16 protein-coding genes are annotated in these 17,060 nt (G+C 49.3%); 6 read left to right on the top strand and 10 right to left on the bottom strand.

The window, feature by feature from the left end:
• Window positions 1-27: 27 nt before the first annotated feature.
• From NATSA_RS01620 to NATSA_RS01610, 3 genes are read right to left on the bottom strand one after another with little or no spacing between them, the layout of a single operon-like run.
• Window positions 28-1,383 (bottom strand): sigma-54-dependent transcriptional regulator, encoded by a 1,356-nt coding sequence (locus tag NATSA_RS01620; RefSeq protein WP_210509759.1) that lies wholly within the window; start codon window positions 1,381-1,383, stop codon window positions 28-30.
• Complete coding sequence (locus NATSA_RS01615) at window positions 1,364-2,863, bottom strand: ATP-binding protein (protein WP_210509757.1); 1,500 nt, start codon at window positions 2,861-2,863, stop codon at window positions 1,364-1,366. Before NATSA_RS01615 ends, NATSA_RS01620 begins: the two co-directional genes overlap by 20 nt.
• Complete coding sequence (locus tag NATSA_RS01610) at window positions 2,860-3,786, bottom strand: PhnD/SsuA/transferrin family substrate-binding protein (RefSeq protein WP_210509755.1); 927 nt, start codon at window positions 3,784-3,786, stop codon at window positions 2,860-2,862. Before NATSA_RS01610 ends, NATSA_RS01615 begins: the two co-directional genes overlap by 4 nt.
• 338 nt (window positions 3,787-4,124) lie before the next feature.
• Between NATSA_RS01610 and NATSA_RS01605 the strand changes: the two genes are divergently transcribed.
• From NATSA_RS01605 to NATSA_RS01580, 6 genes are all read left to right on the top strand, one after another.
• Window positions 4,125-4,769: a hypothetical protein gene (locus tag NATSA_RS01605; protein WP_210509752.1), complete on the top strand. Its 645-nt coding sequence runs from the start codon at window positions 4,125-4,127 to the stop codon at window positions 4,767-4,769.
• Between the two features lie 66 nt (window positions 4,770-4,835).
• Entirely contained in the window at window positions 4,836-5,303 is a 468-nt protein-coding gene (locus tag NATSA_RS01600) for a CYTH domain-containing protein (protein WP_210509749.1), read from the top strand.
• A gap of 147 nt (window positions 5,304-5,450) precedes the next feature.
• Complete coding sequence (locus NATSA_RS01595) at window positions 5,451-7,088, top strand: SLC13 family permease (protein WP_210509747.1); 1,638 nt, start codon at window positions 5,451-5,453, stop codon at window positions 7,086-7,088.
• Between the two features lie 41 nt (window positions 7,089-7,129).
• Window positions 7,130-7,777, top strand: a complete 648-nt coding sequence (locus NATSA_RS01590) for a DUF47 domain-containing protein (RefSeq protein WP_210509745.1) — start codon at window positions 7,130-7,132, stop codon at window positions 7,775-7,777.
• 17 nt (window positions 7,778-7,794) lie between these two features.
• Window positions 7,795-9,117, top strand: coding sequence for an inorganic phosphate transporter (locus tag NATSA_RS01585; protein WP_210509743.1), 1,323 nt, complete (start codon window positions 7,795-7,797; stop codon window positions 9,115-9,117).
• A gap of 14 nt (window positions 9,118-9,131) precedes the next feature.
• Window positions 9,132-10,769 (top strand): OprO/OprP family phosphate-selective porin, encoded by a 1,638-nt coding sequence (locus tag NATSA_RS01580; RefSeq protein WP_210509741.1) that lies wholly within the window; start codon window positions 9,132-9,134, stop codon window positions 10,767-10,769.
• Window positions 10,770-11,041: 272 nt separating this feature from the next.
• On the opposite strand, the gene NATSA_RS01575 is transcribed toward NATSA_RS01580, so the two are convergent.
• The 7 genes from NATSA_RS01575 to pth all read right to left on the bottom strand — a co-directional run bounded on the left by NATSA_RS01575 (window position 11,042) and on the right by pth (window position 17,060).
• Window positions 11,042-11,836, bottom strand: a complete 795-nt coding sequence (locus tag NATSA_RS01575; protein ID WP_210509739.1) for a M48 family metallopeptidase — start codon at window positions 11,834-11,836, stop codon at window positions 11,042-11,044.
• Window positions 11,837-11,843: 7 nt separating this feature from the next.
• Entirely contained in the window at window positions 11,844-12,275 is a 432-nt protein-coding gene (locus NATSA_RS01570) for a magnetosome magnetite crystal formation protein family (RefSeq protein WP_210509736.1), read from the bottom strand.
• A gap of 38 nt (window positions 12,276-12,313) precedes the next feature.
• Window positions 12,314-12,730 (bottom strand): DUF2752 domain-containing protein, encoded by a 417-nt coding sequence (locus NATSA_RS01565; protein WP_210509734.1) that lies wholly within the window; start codon window positions 12,728-12,730, stop codon window positions 12,314-12,316.
• A 13-nt stretch (window positions 12,731-12,743) separates the two neighbouring features.
• Window positions 12,744-13,085 carry a TM2 domain-containing protein gene (locus NATSA_RS01560; RefSeq protein WP_210509732.1) on the bottom strand — a complete coding sequence of 114 codons (342 nt, stop codon included), beginning with the start codon at window positions 13,083-13,085 and terminating at the stop codon, window positions 12,744-12,746.
• Between the two features lie 123 nt (window positions 13,086-13,208).
• A complete protein-coding gene (locus NATSA_RS01555) occupies window positions 13,209-14,003 on the bottom strand; it encodes a hypothetical protein (RefSeq protein ID WP_210509731.1) in 795 nt (264 codons plus the stop codon).
• A gap of 199 nt (window positions 14,004-14,202) precedes the next feature.
• The gene (locus NATSA_RS01550) at window positions 14,203-16,419 is read right to left on the bottom strand and encodes a sodium-translocating pyrophosphatase (RefSeq protein ID WP_210509729.1); all 2,217 of its coding nucleotides are present in this window, start codon (window positions 16,417-16,419) and stop codon (window positions 14,203-14,205) included.
• 83 nt (window positions 16,420-16,502) lie between these two features.
• On the bottom strand, window positions 16,503-17,060 hold the full coding sequence (pth, locus tag NATSA_RS01545; protein ID WP_210509727.1) for an aminoacyl-tRNA hydrolase: 558 nt from the start codon (window positions 17,058-17,060) through the stop codon (window positions 16,503-16,505).

Below are 17,060 nucleotides of genomic sequence, written 5' to 3'. Positions count from 1 at the left end.
AGCCGGGTAAACAGCCCCCGAATGCTCCTAAGCGCCGTTTTCATCCAGTTTCTTGAGCTTGCTCCGCAGCGTGCCGCGCGGAAGGTCAAGCAATTTGGCGGCACGTGATATATTGTTGTCGGCTTCTCTGAGTGCCCAGTTGATGATCTCCTTCTCCTTGTTATGCATATACTGCTCAAACGGCGGATAATCATCGCCCTCAGCATCATCATCGCTGCCGGTTTCTCCGTTGGGTGCCGACCTTTCATTAATCAGATCCGTTACAATATCGGGATCCGATGTGGCAATCACTCGCTCAACGGTATTTTCGAGCTGCCGTACGTTGCCGGGCCAGTTGTACTGCATAAGGGCTTCGTAAAAAGCCGGATCCAGATCAGAAAGCATATGACCGGCATCATGTTTCCCGAAAAAGTGATTGACAAGGTTCGGGATGTCCTCTTTGCGGTCGCGAAGCGGTGGTATATGGACCGGAATAATATGAAGCCGGTAATAGAGGTCTTCCCTGAATTCGTTTTTTCTGACCTGCTCTTCCAGATCGATTTTTGTGGCACAGATGACGCGGACATCCACGTTTACGGTTTCTGATCCGCCAACTCGCACAAACTGCCGCTCCTGCAGCACACGCAGAAGCTTGACCTGCAGGTGCAGGGGAAAATCATCAATGTCGTCAATAAAGATGGTCCCTCCGTCGGCCCGTTCAAAGTATCCCTCATGCTGCTGAATGGCACCCGAAAACGCCCCTTTTTCATGTCCGAACAGTTCGCTTTCCACAAGGGTTTCCGGAATGGCGGCACAATTGATGGCAATAAACGGCTTGTCTTTGCGGGTGCTGTGACGGTGAAGTGCACGCGCGACAACCTCCTTGCCGGTTCCGCTTTCACCCTGTATCAGAACGGTATAGTCGTGTGATGCGACATTTTCAACGGTTTCAAGCAGCTTGCGCATGGGGGGAGAGTTGCCGATGATGGTTTTGCTTTCAATCTGTTCGAGTCTCTTTTTCAGCTGCTGATTTTCATCACGGACTTCATGATACTGGTGGATGTTGTTCATCAGGCTGATAAACTTTTCAGGCGACAGAGGTTTGGTTATATAGTCATATGCACCTTTTTTGAGTGCCGATACCGCGGTTTCGACCGAGGCGTAGGCGGTTATGACAATCACTTCACATTCAGGATTGTTTTCCTTTGCAGCATTCAGAATGTCCAGTCCGCCTTTTCCCGGCAGGCGAAGATCCGTGATTACCACATCGTAGCTGTTCTCACAGACCAGTTCATGTCCCTTGCTGCCGTCTGCCACACTTTGCACTTCATAGCCTTCCTTATCCAGAAGGTTGGCCAGTGTGATTCTGGTTATTTTCTCATCTTCAACGATCAATATCTTCATGCGCTGACTCCACAGGTATGGTTATGATGAATTCTGTAAACTCTCCGATTTTGCTGTCGACCTTGATGGTTCCGTTGTGAGACTGCACAATGCCATGGGTTACGGAGAGACCGAGTCCGGTACCTCTGCCGGTCTCTTTGGTTGTGTAAAACGGTTCGAATATGACTTCACGCTCTTCTTCTGCAATGCCGGTCCCGTTGTCACGAATCCGTATTTCAATGTGATTTTCATCGGGTATTTTAAGTGAGACAAGAATAAAGCCCTCCTTGTCAACAGCATCAAGGCTGTTCAGCAGCAAATTCATGAGCATTTCCTGGATCAGGTTGGGATCGGCCTTGATTTCCGGAAATTGATCATCCTTTTCAATAGTTACCCTGATTGCTTTTTCAGTCAGACGGTATTCCAGCAGGTCCAGAACCATTTTGACCTTCTTCTCGATATGGACCGGCTCGGAAGATTTGGGCCGCTGTCGGGAGTACCCCAACAGCTTGGTGACAACCGATTCGATCTGGACAAGCCCTTCATTTATCAGTTTCAGGTATTCCTGCGTCTGCTCTTTGTTGTCCATGTCCTTTTGAATGCCATACACGCAGAAGCGCATGCCGTTCAGCGGATTGTTCACTTCGTGGGCCACGCCGGAAGCCAGCCGGCCGATCGAAGCCAGCTTTTCGGCCTGATATATCTGATGCTGGGCCATGGCCAGTTCCTGCCTGGAATGGTTTAACCTTTTTTTCAGCATTTCAAAATGCTTCAGCAGGAAGCCGATTTCATCGTTGCCCGGATTTGTGGCCAGCGGTTCATTTGATCCCAGATCAATTTTGTCCACCTCCACAACCAGGTTGCGCAGGGAGGCCATTACACGGTTGATGAAATAGTAGATCAATGAAAGGGTTACAGTGAGCGCCACCGCTGTGAGAAACAAGAGCTGAAAAAAGGACCTGCTGATACGGTCCCTGGTAGTCTGAGCTTCGAAACCAAGTATGGCGCTACCCCAGCGTTTCTCCCCGATCTGAAGCGGCTGAAGCGCTTCGAGGGTCCACCCGTGCACCTCATCCTTGAACACGGATGTGACCGGCTCTCGGCTTTCAATGACACTGAGCAGACGAGAATCTGTTATGGTCTGGTCATATTGTGACAAATCACTGTGGGCGATGATCCTGTGCTCGTTGTCCTGAATAGAGATGTAGGTGATCGATTCCACATTGTCCAGAAAATTCTGGATGTGACTTTCAAGCAGATCGCCGCCGATGACCCCCTCTCTTTCAGACTGGATAAGTGTTTCAATGACCGGAATGGAGAAGGCCCTGGAAACCGACAAGGCATTCTCCTTTTGCTGCTCAATGATCAGGTTGCGCCACTGGAGCAGTATCCCTATGGAAATAACGATCATCAGAACCGACACAATAACCCCGGTAACCGCAAGAATCCGGAATTTAATGCTGGAGCGGAACCATTCCCGAAGAACCTGCAGTAATCTCATGGCTGTCTCTCCGGCTGGTTGATTTGTGGAAGAAGATGATCGTAATCACGCGGTTCGGCCCTGGTGAAACCGAATGCAAACTCCTTGTCCCAGCGTGATATAAGCTCCTGAAAATCGGGATGGTCCGGATCAATATTCAGGAGTGCAGAGGAGATCGCTTCCACTTTGTATTCATCATAATCTTCCGGCACGACAATCGGAGATCCCGGTACCGGGGGCGACTGATCAATCACGCGAATACCCCTGCCTTCAAATTCTCTTGCAACACGATCTTTTACGCTCCCTGCATCAAAGCTTCCCCGTATGACTTCGTAGACAACCGAGTGATGATGATCGAAGTATTCAATTGCAGACAGATCATCACGGGTCATATTGTACTGATCAAAACCGGACCGGAACAGCCAGTTGCCCGAGTAGGACTGTGCCGAAGGAAGTGCCAGGCTGTGCCCTTTCAGGTGTGGGAGCCCATGCTTGTCAGAGTCCTCTCTTACAATGACCACAGAATGAAAGAAGGGTTCTCCGTTTTTATTCAGCGGCTTAAGTATGGGGATGATGTTATATTCATCACGCGATTTGGTGTAGATATATGATCCTAAAAATGCTGCGTCCAGCTCACCGGAACCCAGTCCCTGAACGGTTTCAATGTAGGACCTGCTGATGACCAGCTCAAAGTGATAGTCCGACTCTCTGCCAAGGTAATCCATTACAGGCTGGTACCCCTGATAAAGAATGTTTGCAGGAAAACGCGAAATGACCCCGAAATGAACAGTGTCAGCCGGACTCCGGTGGAGCACTTCGACGGTTTCAACTTCACCGGGATACGGCGATGTGATGTCTACTATGGATCGGTGGAGAAATAGCGTAAACACAACAGCAAACAGAAAAATCACAAGACTTATTACGAGGATCTTTTTTCTGATCATCGGATGCGAAAATAAATGTCGGTGAGAAATAGTCACGGTAGTTGTTTTCATAAGGAGCAAAAACCGTACCCGTAAAGAGAAACGGTTCAACCTGACGATATTTAGCCATCGTCAATGAGAAAAGCAATTAAAATGGCGAGATTTCGCCGTGATAGTGGCGATATGTCGCCGATCCTGGCGGTATTTCGCCGGTTGCTGAGTCCGAAACCATGCATGCAACATGCCTCAGATCAAAAAAGAGCCTGATCTGCAGATTTGAAGTGCAATTGGCATGCTGTTTGTAAAAGCGCTTACCAAACTTTGTTTAAACCGGAATAGTCACCAAAAAATTGAAAATCATGAGTAAGGATAAACTGAATATCGGCGAAGCTTCAAAACCCAGATTCGAATTCCGGACTTTCGGACAGGACTTTAGTCACGCTCATTACAGAATGTCCCGGTTATCGGTTCCTGTACCGGAAAAAGTATGGGAACGCCATTCTGATGAGATATACATTTTGTCGCGTACCAACGATGTCAACAACACCAAAATTCGTGACGGAAAGATGGACATCAAAACCTTCATCAAGACAGTTGATGGTCTGGAGCAATGGAATCCGCTCATGAAGGGTGAGTTCCCGATGAAAAAAGAGATGCTGGAAAAGGAGGTTATTCCTGCATTCCAGGTGGATATGGGAGAACTGACCAAAGAAGAATATACGCTGGAAGAATTTCTTCAACTGGTCAAAGACCATCCGGAACTGGAATCTGCACGGGTTCACAAGCAGCGGTTCGGCTACATGGTGAATGACACCATATGTGAGTTCGGTTATGTCACCATCAACGGCGCCAAAGTCGCGACGATCAACTCCGAGTCAACCGAGATCGAAGATATTAAAAAGACGATGGCTGATGTCGGCCTTGAGAGTGTCGAAAACATCAACTATCTGCAGGCCATAAAAAGGGTAACCGGGATGATCGACAAGCCGCTTGCAAATGAATGATGCACAGCCGGTATTATTGGGCGGATTATCAAACTGAAACCGATACAAATTCAAATAACCGAAATTATGTCTCAGGAAATTGAACGCAAGTTTCTCGTCAAAGGCGATTTTAAAAAGGACGCCTTCAAGGAAACAAGGATCATACAGGGCTATCTTTCATCAGTGCCGGAACGGACGGTCAGGGTCAGGGTGAAGGGTGACAAGGGATTCCTCACCATCAAAGGAATCGGTGACGAATCCGGTGCCAGCAGATTTGAATGGGAAAAAGAGATTCCTGCCGATGAAGCAAATGACCTGCTCAAAATTTGCGAACCCGGTGTGATCGATAAAACACGCTATCTGGTGAAGGCAGGCCAGCATACGTTTGAAGTCGATGAATTTTATGGTGACAACGACGGACTGACGGTCGCTGAAGTGGAGCTTGACTCGGTTGACCAGAAGTTCGAAAAGCCGGATTGGCTGGGTGAAGAAGTGACCGGCGATGCCAGGTACTTCAATTCCATGCTAATGAAAAATCCCTATAAAAACTGGTAGGACCGTAGCAGGAGTATGTCCGGTCAGGTCTGTGTCGGACGTGCAGACCGCCGGACATATTTCATTCATGTAATGCTTTCAGAAGCCTGAAACGCGGCGGAGGTCCCTGCCACTAAATGTTGCTTTAAATCAATAATATTTCGAACGATGAGTGACAGCAAAAAGGAACACTTGAAAACTGATGCGGAAGGAAATTCGTATGATCCGCTGGACATGACGAATTACTCCATTGAAAAGCTTCCGACCCGGAAGAAGTCTCCCGCCGAGCAGTGGATGGCCACGATCGGAGCCCCGCTTGCGGTCGTGGTATTCATACTATTCGCTTTTGTTATTGAAATTCCCTATTTGCAGGAGTTTGATGTGGATTCGATCCAGTCAGACACCGCTGTGGAAATACTTACCGATGTGGGTGATGACAAATTCAGCCAGAAAAATCATTTCATGCTGGCCATCTTTCTGGCAGCCATCATTCTCTGGATTACTGCAGCCATCCCCAACTATCAGGTTTCTCTGATTCTGATTATTTCCCTGGTTCTCACCGGTGTGCTTCCGGAAAGGGAGGCATACGCGCAGCTCGGGCATCCGGTGATGTGGCTGAACATCATGTCGTTTGTTCTGGCAAGCATGCTTGTGGCAACGGGTGTGGCGAAGCGTTTCGCTCTCTGGTTTATTCTGAAATTCGGTAAAAATGCCGGATCCATTTTCATCAGTTTTATTCTGATCAATACGGTATTGTCGGCGTTCATATCTGCCACGACGGCCAAGGCAGCTATTCTCCTGCCCATTTTTATGGTAATTGCAGCCGTGTACGGAGCAGAAGGCGGAAACAAAAAGAACAACTTTGGCCGAAGTATTGTGCTTCAAAACCTGCTGAATATCAATCTCGGTGCCGGTGCTTTTGTGACCGGTTCGGGAGCCAACCTGCTTGCAGCAGCGTTGATCAGCGGCGCCATTGATGGCAATGTCTATTTTGCAGACTGGATGGTTGCCATGTTTCCCACAATGGTCGGCATGATGTTCATAGGCTATATTCTGGCCATGAAAGTCTTTTTTCCGCTTAAGCCGGATGAGCGTGTGCCTCAGATCAGCGGGGGAATGGATATGCTCAAAAAAGAGTATGATAAGCTAGGAAAGATCGACTATCAGGAGATCAAAACCATTATCATATTTCTCGCAATCCTGACGCTCTGGGCAACCGACCGCATCCATGGTGTAAGTGCTACGGCGGTTGCATTTGTCGGGGCTATTATTGCCCTCTTGCCGAGATACGGTATTGTGACATGGAACCAGGTCGATATCCCGTGGCACCTCATGCTGTTTTCGGCCGGTGCTTACACACTTGGGGCAGGATTCAATCACACAGATCTGCCCTCGCTCAGTGTCAATGCCTTTTTCGACGGCCTGGGTATTCAGGATGAGACCCCGTTCTGGGTATTGTATATGCTCATGACCGGCGTGATGTGTTACAGTGCGCTGATCTTCCAGTCCAAAACCATGCGTACCATGCTCTTCATACCCATCGCGATCGGTGTCGCCCAGCGGTTTGATATCAGCGTGCTCAGTCTGGCACTGCCGACAGCATTCATGATTGAATATGTCTGGGTACTCTATTTCAACAGTAAACCAGCAGCACTTCTTTACGAAACCGACCGGTACGATCTCAAGGATGCCTTCAAGTTCGGTTTTACCCTGATGGTAATCGGATATTTCCTGAACATTCTGCTTGGAGAAACATACTATCGCTGGCTGGGTATCACTCCGGATGGTGTATTCGGAATATTCTGACAGACAGACAATCTCTCATTTATCCAATGTAACGGAATATCATGGCTCAGCTATTTACCAAACACAAACAGATTGAAGGTGAAATTGACGACTTTCTTGATATGATAGTAGAGGGAGGTCTGCTGTTCAAGAAAGGTGTACAATTTTATCTGCACGGCAGAAAAGATGAATTTGAAGGACGACTCAGCGAGCTGAGAAGTCTCGAAAAACAGGCCGATACGCTGCGGAGAAATGTGGAGACCAAACTGTACCTGCGAACGCTCATTCCCGAGTTCCGTGGCGATGTCCTGGGTCTGCTCGAACATTCCGACGCTGTTCTGAACAAGATTACCGATACCCTTCTTGAGTTTTCCGTCGAGATTCCTGAAACCCTCGAAGATCTCAACGAACTTCACGAAGATCTGGCATTTAATGCCATTGAGGCATCGGAAAATATGGTGAAAGCCATCCGGGCCTATTTCCGGGATCTGTCCGCAGTAAGGGACAATATCAAGCAGGTTCAGTTTTCACGCGAGGAGACCAACCGGATCGCCGAAAAATACAAGCGTGACCTGTTTCAGCGAACCAATCTGCGCCTGAGTCACAAAATCCACCTCAGGTACTTTGCACATAATATCGAGCAGATTGCCGATGAAGCTGAGGATGTCTGCGACCGTCTGGCTATAGCTGCAATTAAACGCTACATATAGAAAAAATATACTAAGCAATGGAATGGATCTTTTTAATTAGCGGGTTATTTCTCGGCTGGTCGCTGGGAGCCAATGACGGTGCCAATATTTTTGGTACCGCCGTCGGGACCCGTATGGTCCGTTTCAGTACAGCAGCGTTGGTTTCCACCATATTCGTAATTCTTGGAGCCGTGTTAAGCGGGGCCGGGACTACCGAAACACTGGGTCAGCTCGGAGCCGTGAATGCTCTCGCAGGATCCTTTACCGTTGCACTGATGGCCGGATTTACCGTAACGGTAATGACGCGCATGAAACTTCCGGTTTCTACCTCCCAGGCTGTAGTAGGTGCCATTCTGGGCTGGAACCTGTTTACCGGTTCTCCGACCGACTACAAAGCGCTGGCTGAAATTGTGGGAACCTGGATATTCTCACCGATTCTGGCCGGAATATTTGCCATCGGGCTCTACCTGCTTGCCAAAAAATATCTGGGCTCGGCCAAAATCCACATGCTGCAGATGGATGCCTGGACACGCATGGGGTTGATTGTTGTAGGTGCTTTCGGGGCTTACAGTCTCGGAGCCAACAATATTGCGAACGTGATGGGGATGTTCGTGTTTGCCAATCCTTTTGAAACGGTGACCATCGGTGGTTTACTGGACTTCACCAGCACGCAGCAGCTGTTTCTCATTGGTTCGGCGGCAATCGGGGTCGGAATTTACACCTACTCCTACCGGGTGATGACAACGGTAGGCAACGATATTTTCAAGCTTACCCCCTTGCTGGCACTGATAGTTGTGCTGGCCAAATCTCTGGTGCTTTTTGTCTTCGCCTCACAGGGCATTGAAAGGTTTCTTTTATCAATCGGGCTGCCGGCGTTACCGCTTGTACCGGTATCAAGCTCACAAGCCATAATCGGCGCCATTCTGGGTGTGGCTATTGCGAAAGGGAGGACCGGAATCAACTACGCGGTAGTCGGCCGCATTGCTTCCGGATGGGTTATAACACCGGTTATTGCCGCGGCCCTGTGTTTTGTGGCACTTTTCTTCGTTCAAAATGTATTTGAACAGGAGGTCGTGAAAAAACAGGGGATTGACCTTCAGACCTCTGTGCTGCAGGAAAAGGCAGAGTGGCGCCCTGTTCCGGAAAATACATTCGTAATTGAACATGCCGGTATGAACGATAAAAAAGAGATCCGGTGCAGTACCGGTTTTCCCCGAAGCATTAAAGAGTTTCAGCACAAAAACGGTACCGGCGAGCGACCGTTGGTTCTGAGCAGTATTAAACGCTCGCCACTAACAACCGGAGTTTCTCCTGCAGATGAATTTGCAGATTCCGGGTCGTACAACACTATTAATAAATGAATGAGGGCAGTTATATGTTACATTCAAAACAAAAAAACAGCCAGATTCCCTGGTTGCAGGCAATTGTAGTTGCATTTGTGATGACCGGTCTGCTTTATCAGCCGGCTTTTGCCACAGATGCTGATGAAAAGAAACCGGAAACAAAAGAAGCAACAGAAGAAAAAGCCGAAGAAGCAGCAGATGAGCATGACGAAGATGTTCCGCAAGCGGCAATTGACATGCATCCGGAACTGGAATATGATCCCACCACTCCGCTTGAGTGGCAGGAAGTCATTATCCGCCCGCACAAATTTGCCATCGCCAGCTCGGATGGAAAGCACAGAATCGGTATTCGCGGTCGTCTCCAGACAGACGTGGCCTATAACCTGTTTGACAGCAACGATACCGTTAACCGGGCCGAGTTTGGTGATGAGCGTACCGCACATTACGGAACCTGGCACCGGCGTATTCGAATGGGTATGCTCGGTGTAATGTATAACCGCTGGGAATGGCAGGTGGAACCCGAGTTCCGTGATACAGAAGTGCGATTTGCCAACCTGTATATGGCCTATCTGTTTGATCATGGTCGTCTGGCATTCGGTCACTTCAAAGAGCCCTTCAGCATGGAAAGCCATACCAGCTCAAGAAGAATCACCTTCCTCGAGCGCGCCGCTCCTGTTGATGCGCTTCGTCCCAGCAGCAGCCGTTCAATCGGTCTGATGTATGAGACCCTCCGTCCGGGATGGTATCTTGGTGGTGGAATTTTTGGCGGCAATACCTGGGGCGCACAGGAACGCGAACGGGACATCAACGAAGGATGGGCCACAACGTTCCGGGGAAGTTTTGCACCGCTTGATGATCAGTCACAGGCGCTGTTTGTCCACCTTGGCGGTAGCTTCCAGCATCGCGAGAACGCCTATGGACGTGGGGATGACCTGTCGGTAGACGGTGACGGAGAAGAAATGGTCAAAGGATACATGCCGGTACGAAAGCGTACCAGAACGGGGCAGCGCGCCGCTGAGGTTCGCTTTGTAGGCCGTCATGATCTTGAAGGGATCAAGCACCATCAAACCTATGCACTCGAAGCTGCAACGGGTTATGAAAGACTGACACTTCAGGGTGAGTATCTGTGGGCCAATTTCAACCGTCCGGATGACCTCACGGTTGATAATTTTGCCGGAGAACTGGAAGAAGCAGAAATCGATAATGTGGAATGGCTGGACTATTACGACGAAACCGTTACACAAAGCGGATGGTACATCGAAGGCACGTTCTTCCTGAGCAACGACCGCCGGACCTATCGCTCATTCAGCGGTGACTTTGGCAACCAGTACGTCAGCAGTCCGGTATCTGAAGGCGGAGCCGGAGCCTGGATGCTTACTGCCCGTTATGCGCATATGAACGGCTATACCGATCAGTATGCTGTTGATGCTGATGGAAATCACCTGTTTGATGAAGATCTTTTTGAGGGTGATCAGTATGCCGGCGGACAGAAGGTTGACCGCTTTACTCTGGGACTGAACTGGTTCCCCGAGACGGGAATTGTTACAAAGCTGAATGTCATGTACATGGACGGACGCTATCAGAAGCCCGTTGAGAACCTCGCAGGCGATCCTGAAGTGCGGAGCACGAAAGGATGGTCCTTCGCTCTCAGATTCCAGTATGAGTGGTAATCATATTCAGTACGACGCCACGGGGATTGATCCGGATCCCTTCGTCTAATTAAACCGGATCTGTCAGTCACGGTAACAGGCTGATATAACGTAGCTGCAGGAGGCCCCTTTCAATCCGAAAACGGTTTGGAAGGGGCTCTTTTTTTGAGGACAGATAAATAAATCATGGTATCCATGATTTATTTATCTTCCTGCTCTATCGCGAACTGTATATAAGAGTGCAAAGCAGCAGCTCTCCGTCTGCACGGTAAAACAGAAAAGCTTATTCAGCGTTACTGGCTCACAAGAGACTGCCAGTCACTGTCCGACACCGGACGGAATGCATCTTCATCCAACGACAGCTTGTTGCTCTTTTCGATGATTGCCGCAGCCCTGTCCCGCGGATCCGGATGGGTCTGAATCCACTGGGGAGCTGTTACGCCGTCACGTGTTTTGGTTGAGATGCGAAGCAGAAAATTGGCAAGATGGGCAGGGTCCCATCCGGTCTCAACCATGTATTCAAACGCCTTTTCATCGGCCTCCCTTTCATGCTGCCTGCTGTACGCTGTTGTGGTGAGAATCCGCAATACATTGGATATGATTTCCGTGCCCGCATCCATGCCGCTGAGTGTCATCAGCAAGGTAATGCCGAACTCTCTTTGCAAACGCTCCATGACATGATTTTCGGTGATATGGGCCAGCTCGTGAGCAAGAACACCGGCAAATTCATCCGCATTTTCGGTATAATCCAGCAGTCCGGTGAATATGATGATGTTGCGTCCGGGAATAACGGCGGCATTGATCACAGAACTGTCAAACAAATGAATGTCAATGGACTCCGGGTCGACACCGTTGGAGTCGCACAGTTCCCGGTGAATATTCTCGATGACGGACAATAGTGAGTCATTGGCGGAACGCGGATGCTGAAGCTCAAGCTGTTTGAGCAGGAGTTCCCCAAGCTTTTTTTCGGTCTCCCTGCCAATCGATTCGGTGGTGGTCTCACCGAGAAAATCAATCCGGCTCAGGCCATACCAGATTCCGGCAATCACCAGTATCGACAGGAATAGCTGAAGCAGCGGTTTTTTCATATCTATCTCACGGCTTGCAGACGGCATTGGTTAACGGTCCCCAGAACCACCATTCGACATGCCGACCCTTGCGGGTGACAATGGCGGTGTAGATGGTCATCACAAATTCGGTCAGATTGATCAGCATAGCTGTTATGACCCAGGCAATGTAGGTATTTGCAAGCTCGCCGGACCCGAAGACGATGCTGAGGGTCCATCCGACCGTAATCACATTGACGACAAAAATGGTGACTTGGGAAAGCATAGCCTGGGTGCAGTGCCAGCGGGTGAAGTAGGGCCCTTTGCGGTTTCCAAGGTAGAAAATTCCAGTGGCAAGAAGGTTGGCAACGGGCAGGGGCACCCCGACCATAATCGCGATAAGAGACATGAGGTAACTGTTGGAGGCTTTCTCACGCTCTGAGTCGTCTGGTTTGTAACTGAATTCAGGATGTTTGATCATGAGTTCCGTAAAGGTCGAATGATGGAATAACGTACTGACTAAAGGCCCTTCTGGATATTCCAGAACCAGTTTGCAAGTACCAATATTATGAGAACCGATGCAAGCCAGAATTGTTTTCCAATATATGCTTCAGCGCGTTGATAATATGATAACAAGGTCTCTTTTTTTCTGATCAGGTCGGAGAGGGTCCATGCAGGCAGAACGATCAGCAGACCGGCAGCGATCACACCAAGCGGGTTGATAAGCAGTGATCCGGCAACATCACCGTTAAGCAGCAATACGATGGAACGGCTTGTGCCGCAGGAAGGGCAGGGGAAACCGGTCAGCCGGTTGACCGGACAAATTTGTGCTGAAATACCTGCGCTTTCTGCGCGGAAGAACAGCCATGCAATGAAGGCATAAGAGGTCAGGGCAAGTGCAAGAATGAGTGCATATATGGGATTTCCTGCAAGCATGCTGACCCTGCTGTCAGTAGTGAAGTATTTCCTGGATCTTTTCGTAGTTGACTTCACGTGTTCGTCCCATGATCAAAAAATAGTCCACAATGGTCCAGATGCCGAAACCTCCGCAAGTTAAAAGCTTGGCTATGCCCAGTCCGACATCCCCGATAACAAAACGATCCACGCCAAGCGGTCCGGCAATGAGTGAGATAACCAGGCTGATAATCGGATCTTTAAAATTTGTGGCTTGAAGCCTTAAAAAAGTAGATTCATCGGCATTCAGCATCGCTTGCCGGATGGATGATATTTGATGAGGTTCGAAGAATTTGTTATTTGACATGATAAACATGTCAACCTGCTGTTTCTCCATGCAATCCCTCCGTTTTATATGGCTGTTTTGGTTCTTTTACAGACCATCATACGATAAATAATTCTGCAAGTTTATCAAAAAAAGAGATTTGTTTGATAAACTTGCACTTGGAATCACCTCCGTTTACCGGATCGTGGCATCTTTTGTGACTTCCTGAAAACCGTGAGGCGGCCGGTCCAGTGTCCAGGTTTCAAAATAGAAATGCCTTTCACTGCCAACCCTGTTGGCATTTATGCTGAAATATCTGAGTCCGGGGCCGATCAGCTTTTTACAGGAGTCAAAGATGGTCTCGTACAGGTTTTGCGCTGAAAAAAGATGAATATCAATGCCATGATGTGCTTTTTCTGTAAGCAGGACGTAGTATCCGGAGTCAAGAAGTGACGTCAATGGCCTGAAGTTTTCCCGGATTCCGGTGTGATTGTCCAGGATGAGCTGACGGGCAAGTTCCCTGTTTTGTCCCTGAGGATTTTTGCCAAAAAGGAATACCGAATGTGTTCGCGGATTTTTCTGAAGATATTCACTGAATGTGGCAATTTCGGAACCATCCGTATGAAACCACCCCGGCTCTTTCGTTTCAGGTGACTGGCGCTTTTCATCAGCCATAAGCTGCTCCAGTGTTGAAAGTATGAGAGGCCAGACAGACAGCGTGTTCAGTCCGAACCGGAACTTTCTGAAATCGTCAATATTGCTTCCGGAACGGTCAGTGTCTGCTGTTTTTTCTGTCCGGCTGCCGCTGCCGGCGCCGGTATCCGTGTCTGCAATGGTTGTACCGGTGAAGTAATACCGGTTATACGTTTTTTCCGGACGGAGAAAGGCTTCAAGGGTGTTTTCCCGTGTTTCACGAGCGATTTTCTCCTGGTGCCCCGACAAATGTCCGAGGGTAATGTCGTGTTGAAAGATTATCTTTAGAATTTCCATAATGTGCTGCACAGATGATTTTCGGCTATATAGCTTCGGCGGGATTCAGGCAGTGAATCCCGCATGGTAGGTAAATGCATGCCGGATGACTATCCTGAATATTTCAGCGCCGAATAACTGCCTGTATAAAATAAAAGCCCCGGAAATCATTCCCGGGGCTTCAAAAAATCAGAATAGTTCTGCTGATTTAATCAGGTGCTTATATGGCAGTGGCAATTACAAGCGCCACGATGGATATAAGCTTGATAAGAATATTGAGCGAAGGTCCGGAAGTATCCTTCAGCGGATCACCGACGGTGTCTCCCGTAACAGCGGCTTTGTGTGCATCCGAGCCTTTGCTGTAGGTTACGCCGTCAAATTCAATATCAGCTTCGATCATTTTCTTGGCATTGTCCCAGGCACCGCCGGCATTGGCCTGGAAAAGCGCCATGAGCACACCGGAAACGGTCACACCGGCAAGCAGACCGCCAAGTGCTTCAGGACCGAAAATAAAGCCGACAAGCACCGGCACGGCAATGGCCATAAGTCCGGGGAAAACCATCTCCTTGAGTGCCGCTTTCGTGGAGATCTCAACACATTTGCCATATTCTCCGGCATTTTCAGCCTTGGCAAAGGTCTCTTTGTCTTCATCGCTCCATTGATCCTGTTCTTTGCCCTCATTTCTGCGCATTACTTCAAGTGCATTTTTAAGCGCGGGAATCTCAGCGAACTGGCGGCGGACTTCCTGAATCATGAAATTGGCTGCCCGTCCTACAGCTCCCATTGAAAGAGCCGAGAAAACAAAGGCGAGCATCGCCCCGACAAAGAGTCCGGCAATCACACCGGCCTGGGATATATCAATGACCTGGATCTCGGCCGATGTCATGTAGGCTCCGAAAAGGGCAAGTGCTGTCAGTGCGGCTGAACCGATGGCAAATCCCTTGCCAATGGCAGCTGTTGTGTTTCCGACAGCGTCAAGCTGATCGGTTTTTGCGCGCACTTCAGGCGGCAGCTCGGACATTTCGGCAATACCACCGGCGTTATCGGCAATCGGACCGTAGGCGTCGACTGCGAGCTGGATGCCGAGGGTGGAAAGCATACCCACAGCTGCAATGGCAATACCATAGAGACCGGCAAATTCAAAAGCGGTCATGATGGATATGGCGATGATCAGAATCGGAAAAGCAGTGGAAATCATCCCCACCCCAAGTCCGGCAATGATGTTAGTCGCATGGCCGGTTATGGACTGACGAGCGATATTGATAACCGGCTTTTTGCCAACTCCGGTGAAGTATTCGGTGATGAATCCGATCAGCAGTCCGGCAATCAGACCGATGATCGAGGCAAAAAAGACGCCGTTGGCGGTGATGGTCCGCTCTTCACCGTAAAGAATGTCGGTGTAGGTCCAGCTGGAAGGCAGAACCCAGTTTATAAGGAAGAAGAAGGTAACGATCAGTATACCTGCAGCAACTACTTCTCCGATATTGAGCGCAGTCTGGGGATTGCCGCCTTCTTTGACACGAACAAAAAACGTTCCGATGATGGAAATAATGATTCCTGATCCGGCCATTAGAAGCGGAAGAACGACACCGCTCATGTTGCCGAATGCTGATTCATCGACAAAATGCTGTGAGGACATAAACACAACCCCGAGTACCATGGCGGCAATGATGGACCCGACAAACGACTCGAACAAATCCGCGCCCATTCCGGCAACGTCGCCCACATTGTCACCCACATTATCGGCAATGGTGGCAGGGTTCAGGTGGTGATCTTCCGGAATACCGGCTTCGACCTTGCCGACCAGGTCGGCACCGACATCAGCGGCCTTGGTGTAAATTCCGCCGCCGACACGTGCGAAAAGAGCAATGGATGACGCACCAAATGAGAAACCTGTAATCACAGTTACGATGGTGGCGAGTGTTTCCTGCATGGTAGCATCCGAATCAGGTCCGGGGATGAAACCGAAAACACTGGTGTAGAGCCAGAAAAGCAGGCCAAGACCAAGCACGCCAAGTCCTACAACGCCCATTCCCATAACGGATCCGCCGGAGAAGGCAACAGTCAGCGCCTTGTTAAGGCTTGACCGAGCGGCATGCGCCGTGCGGACATTGGCCTTGGTGGCCACCCGCATTCCGATGAAACCGGCCAGTCCCGAACAGAGCGCCCCGACGATAAACGAGAGGGCAATTAACGGGGACGATCCTTCAGTCACTGATCCCTGAAACCCGATGAGAACTGCAACGATTACTACAAAAATGGCAAGTACACGGTACTCGGCCTTCAGGAATGCCATGGCCCCTTCAGCAATATGGCCGGCAATCCGTGTCATTTTTTCGGTGCCGGTATCCTGTTTGTTGACCCAGTTTGATTTGATATAAGTGAACAGCAGTGCGATAATACCTGCAATCGGTATAATGTAAAATATGTAATTCATAATCGCTTCTGATTAAGTGAAGTGGTAGAGTTCGCTATCTTTTGACTGTCAGGACGTTGTATGGCAGGACAGGGGGAATATTATTAATTGAAATGATTCATAGCAATAACTATTCCTTCCCGGATAAAGCATAATGCTGCTTCTTCTGACTTTTTCAAACCCTCTTCTACATCCGGCATTTCTTCATCATCAAAAGGAGAGAGAACATATTCGGATTGCCGGCCGCGCGAATAATTATTACCGATTCCAAACCGCAGGCGCGGAAAATCGCGTGTGCCAAGATGATCTATAATACTTTGAATTCCGTTATGGCCGCCGGCACTGCCTTCGGGTCTGAGGCGGATCTTGCCCGTTGGAAGGTTGACATCGTCATAACAGACCAGGATGTCACCGGGCAGATAACGGAACATGCGGCAGGCTCTGAGAACGGCCTTGCCGCTGTTGTTCATAAGTGTGGTGGGCTGGATGAGTATGGTTTTCACACCCTTGAAACGCCCGACGCCCAGAATGTAAGGGTCGTCGGTCTGTTCCATGCTTGCCGACAGTGTACCGGCAAGACGGTCCACTATCGAAAAACCGATATTATGCCGTGTACCGGTATACTTTTCCCCTATATTGCCCAGCCCCACGATAAGTGGCAT

The sequence above is a fragment of the Natronogracilivirga saccharolytica genome, assembly GCF_017921895.1.
GTDB lineage: Bacteria > Bacteroidota > Rhodothermia > Balneolales > Natronogracilivirgulaceae > Natronogracilivirga > Natronogracilivirga saccharolytica.
This window is presented reverse-complemented; position numbering and strand designations above follow the sequence as displayed.

Bases quoted from the DNA above. Each gene is read 5' to 3' on its own strand.
- NATSA_RS01620 (WP_210509759.1), bottom strand. From the start codon at position 1,383: ATGAAGATATTGATCGTTGAAGATGAGAAAATAACCAGAATCACACTG.
- NATSA_RS01615 (WP_210509757.1), bottom strand. From the start codon at position 2,863: ATGAGATTACTGCAGGTTCTTCGGGAATGGTTCCGCTCCAGCATTAAA.
- NATSA_RS01610 (WP_210509755.1), bottom strand. From the start codon at position 3,786: ATGATCAGAAAAAAGATCCTCGTAATAAGTCTTGTGATTTTTCTGTTT.
- NATSA_RS01605 (WP_210509752.1), top strand. From the start codon at position 4,125: ATGAGTAAGGATAAACTGAATATCGGCGAAGCTTCAAAACCCAGATTC.
- NATSA_RS01600 (WP_210509749.1), top strand. From the start codon at position 4,836: ATGTCTCAGGAAATTGAACGCAAGTTTCTCGTCAAAGGCGATTTTAAA.
- NATSA_RS01595 (WP_210509747.1), top strand. From the start codon at position 5,451: ATGAGTGACAGCAAAAAGGAACACTTGAAAACTGATGCGGAAGGAAAT.
- NATSA_RS01590 (WP_210509745.1), top strand. From the start codon at position 7,130: ATGGCTCAGCTATTTACCAAACACAAACAGATTGAAGGTGAAATTGAC.
- NATSA_RS01585 (WP_210509743.1), top strand. From the start codon at position 7,795: ATGGAATGGATCTTTTTAATTAGCGGGTTATTTCTCGGCTGGTCGCTG.
- NATSA_RS01580 (WP_210509741.1), top strand. From the start codon at position 9,132: ATGTTACATTCAAAACAAAAAAACAGCCAGATTCCCTGGTTGCAGGCA.
- NATSA_RS01575 (WP_210509739.1), bottom strand. From the start codon at position 11,836: ATGAAAAAACCGCTGCTTCAGCTATTCCTGTCGATACTGGTGATTGCC.
- NATSA_RS01570 (WP_210509736.1), bottom strand. From the start codon at position 12,275: ATGATCAAACATCCTGAATTCAGTTACAAACCAGACGACTCAGAGCGT.
- NATSA_RS01565 (WP_210509734.1), bottom strand. From the start codon at position 12,730: ATGCTTGCAGGAAATCCCATATATGCACTCATTCTTGCACTTGCCCTG.
- NATSA_RS01560 (WP_210509732.1), bottom strand. From the start codon at position 13,085: ATGGAGAAACAGCAGGTTGACATGTTTATCATGTCAAATAACAAATTC.
- NATSA_RS01555 (WP_210509731.1), bottom strand. From the start codon at position 14,003: ATGGAAATTCTAAAGATAATCTTTCAACACGACATTACCCTCGGACAT.
- NATSA_RS01550 (WP_210509729.1), bottom strand. From the start codon at position 16,419: ATGAATTACATATTTTACATTATACCGATTGCAGGTATTATCGCACTG.
- pth (WP_210509727.1), bottom strand. From the start codon at position 17,060: ATGCCACTTATCGTGGGGCTGGGCAATATAGGGGAAAAGTATACCGGT.